The organism is Streptomyces sp. LS1784, assembly GCF_020103755.1.
Taxonomy (GTDB): domain Bacteria; phylum Actinomycetota; class Actinomycetes; order Streptomycetales; family Streptomycetaceae; genus Kitasatospora.
The window spans coordinates 1-3193 of the sequence record NZ_JAHSQD010000760.1; the positions used below are offsets into that span (position 1 = coordinate 1).

Sequence of the window (3193 nt, forward strand, 5' to 3'; positions counted from 1 at the left end):
CGCTCCAGCGCGGCCTCGCAGGCGGCGAGCAGCGCGTCCACGCCCGGCGGCTCACCGGGGTCGCCGGGGTCGGGCACCATGCCGTGCTCGGCGGCGGCGAGCAGGCACAGCAGCACCGGGTCGGGCTGCTCGGCGCGGGCGGCGGTCCGGAAGCGGTCTCTGCTCTGCTCGGTCACGGTGACGGCGACGGCTTTCGTACGGCGGACGGACAAGGCGGTGGACGGGCAAGGCGGTGGACGGGCAAGCGGGCGATCGGACGGACGGTACGGCCTGGCGGCTACCCCTGGGGAAGAAGGGCGTAGTGGTAAGTGTGACTGGTCGTGAAGCCGAGTCCGTCATAGAGCGCGATCGCCGCCGCGTTCTCCGCCTCGACCTGGAGGTACCCGCCGCTCGCGCCCTCCTCGGCCGCGCGCGAGGCGAGCACCGCCATGACCGTCGTCGCCAGCCCGGCCCGCCGGGCGTACGGCTGGACCTCGATCGCGCCGAAGCAGGCCCAGGCCCCCTCGATGACGCAGCGCCCGATCGCCAGCGGCGGCTGCCCGGGGGCGCCCGGCACGGTGGCGAACCAGACCGAGGGACCGCCGTGCAGCACCTGCCGGGCGGCCTCCTCCACCGCCGGGTCGCCGCTCACCCGCCGGTACACCGACAGCCACCGGGCGTCCGCGGTCCGCGCCAGCCGGACCCTCTCGTGCCCGGCGCCGGTCCGGGCGAGCCCGGCCAGCGGGGCGGTGCGGACCAGGGTGGGCGCGTACCCGGCCCCGAGCCGGTCGAGTTCGGCGACCAGCGTCTGCGGCGAGCCGGGGGAGATCACCTCGACGTACGCGGGCAGCCCGCGCGCCGCGTACCAGTCGCGGACGGCTTCCAGCGCCCGGGGCAGCGGCAGTCCCGGGTCCCCGAGGGCCTGGACGGAGTTGGCCCGCCGGGTGAACCCGGCCGCGGCGCGCAGCGTCCACTCGCCGAGCGGCTCCTGCTCGACGGCCGGCCAGCCCCGCCCGGCGATCCGCTGCAGCTCGACCGGCGTGGCGACCGGCAAGGGGGCGCGCCGGGCCGGAAACGGCGGCACGACCTTGCCTGCGACCAGCAGCTTCTCCGGCAGGAACACCGGCTCACCGGAGCGCGGGACGATCGTCAATCCATGATCGTCCCACGAAGTGAGCACGCCGATCGAATCCCGGAACACCGGCCGGTCGTCCACGAACTCCGCGAGGCGGCGGACGGACACGCGTCGTCCCACGTCAGAGCGGTCTATCCGGACCTCCGGACGGCCGTCGACCGGGTTGTCCGTCGCCATCTGGCCACCTCCTGTGCAATTGCGGTCTCCGACCCGCGATACTAGGGGCGGGCATCGACGACGCCGCGCTCACCGCGCACGGCAGCAGAACAGAACGGGCCGCAAGGCCCTTCCGAGGAGGAACGACAGCGTGACCTACGTCATCGCGCAGCCTTGTGTCGACGTGAAGGACAAGGCGTGCATCGAAGAGTGCCCGGTTGACTGCATCTACGAGGGCGAGCGATCGCTCTACATCCACCCGGATGAGTGTGTCGACTGTGGCGCGTGCGAGCCGGTCTGCCCGGTCGAGGCGATCTTCTACGAGGACGACACTCCGGAGGAGTGGAAGGACTACTACAAGGCGAACGTCGAGTTCTTCGACGACCTGGGTTCGCCCGGTGGCGCCTCCAAGCTCGGCCTGATCGAGCGTGACCACCCGTTCATCGCCGCTCTGCCGCCGCAGAACGCCGACCACTGACGATTTGGTGGCAGATCAGCTGTGAGCACCAACAGCACGCGCGCGCCGTTCCCGGGCCACCCGGGGGCGGCGCGCCGCGTTTCGGACAAGCTCCCGGTCTTCCCCTGGGACAAGCTGGAGCCGTACAAGACGACCGCCCTGGCCCACCCCGGCGGGCTCTGCGACTTCTCCGTCGGCACCCCGGTGGACCCGGTACCCGAGGTGATCCAGAAGTCGCTGGCCGCGCACACCGACACGCCGGGCTACCCGACCGTCTGGGGCCCGCTGGAGCTGCGCGAGGCGATCGCCGGCTGGCTGCACCGCCGGCTCGGCGCGCAGATCGGCCCGCAGGCCGTGTTGCCGACCGTCGGCTCCAAGGAGCTGGTGGCCTGGCTGCCGACCCAGCTCGGCCTCGGCCCCGGTGACCAGGTCGCCTACCCGCGCCTGGCCTACCCGACCTACGAGGTGGGCGCCCGGCTGTGCGGCGCCGAGCCGGTCGAGTACGACTCGGTGGACGAGCTGGACGGCTCCCGGGTGCGCCTGCTCTGGGTGAACTCGCCGTCCAACCCGACCGGCCGGGTGCTGGGCGCGGACGAGCTGCGCCGCGCCGTCGAGTGGGCCCGGGAGCACCGGGCCCTGCTGGTCAGCGACGAGTGCTACCTGGAGCTGGGCTGGGAGGCCGACCCGGTCTCCGTCCTGCACCCGGACGTCTGCGGCGACGGCCACGAGGGCCTGCTGGCCGTCCACTCGCTCTCCAAGCGCTCCAACCTGGCCGGCTACCGCGCCTCCTTCGTGGCGGGCGACCCGGTGGTGGTCAAGGAGCTGCTGGAGGTGCGCAAGCACGGCGGCATGATCGTGCCGGCGCCGGTGCAGGCGGCGACGGTCGCCGCGCTCGCGGACGACGCGCACGTGGCCGAGCAGCGCGAGCGGTACGCGGCCCGGCGCTCGGCGCTGCGGGCGGCGCTGGAGGCGTACGGCTTCCGGATCGAGCACTCCGAGGCGAGCCTCTACCTGTGGGCGACCCAGGACCGCCCGTGCTGGGAGACCGTGGCCGAACTGGCCGAACTGGGCATCCTGGTGGCACCCGGCGACTTCTACGGGCCGGCCGGCGACCGCTTCGTGCGGGTCGCGTTCACGGCGACCGACGAGCGGGTCGCCGCGGCCGTGGAGCGGCTGGGCGCGGCGCGCTGACCGCACGCGGGAGACCGTACGGCGAAGGGGGCCGGTGTCACGGACACCGGCCCCCTTCGGCATGCTCCCCGGAAACGGGGGTTACAGCGGCAGGCCGTTGAGCTTGCCGCCGTTGAGACCGCCCAGCAGGCCGCCGATCGGGCCGAGCGAGCCGGTGAGGCCGGACAGCGGGTTGTTCGAGCCGAGGTCGGCACCGCCGAGGCGGTTGGCCGACCCGTGCTCGGCCAGGCCGAGCACGTCGGTGGCGGGCAGGTCGGACGGCAGGGCGCGCTCGA

The 3193-nt window shown here is 73.8% G+C and carries 3 protein-coding genes and 1 pseudogene; 2 read left to right on the plus strand and 2 right to left on the minus strand.

Annotated elements, in window-relative coordinates; translation table 11 throughout:
* Nucleotides 1-277 precede the first annotated feature (277 nt).
* On the minus strand, nucleotides 278-1291 hold the full coding sequence (locus KS423_RS41905) for a GNAT family N-acetyltransferase (protein WP_224284963.1): 1014 nt from the start codon (nucleotides 1289-1291) through the stop codon (nucleotides 278-280).
* Between the two features lie 130 nt (nucleotides 1292-1421).
* Here KS423_RS41905 and fdxA point away from each other — a divergent pair, with 130 nt between their 5' ends.
* Nucleotides 1422-1748: a ferredoxin gene (gene fdxA, locus KS423_RS41910; RefSeq protein WP_030061559.1), complete on the plus strand. Its 327-nt coding sequence runs from the start codon at nucleotides 1422-1424 to the stop codon at nucleotides 1746-1748.
* Between the two features lie 21 nt (nucleotides 1749-1769).
* Complete coding sequence (dapC, locus tag KS423_RS41915) at nucleotides 1770-2918, plus strand: succinyldiaminopimelate transaminase (protein WP_224284964.1); 1149 nt, start codon at nucleotides 1770-1772, stop codon at nucleotides 2916-2918.
* 81 nt (nucleotides 2919-2999) lie between these two features.
* Here the strand turns inward: dapC and KS423_RS41920 are convergent.
* Nucleotides 3000-3193 (minus strand): annotated as a pseudogene (locus KS423_RS41920) (hypothetical protein); the annotation flags it as partial.

Coding starts and splice junctions, on each gene's coding strand:
- KS423_RS41905 (WP_224284963.1), bottom strand. CDS start 1,291: ATGGCGACGGACAACCCGGTCGACGGCCGTCCGGAGGTCCGGATAGAC.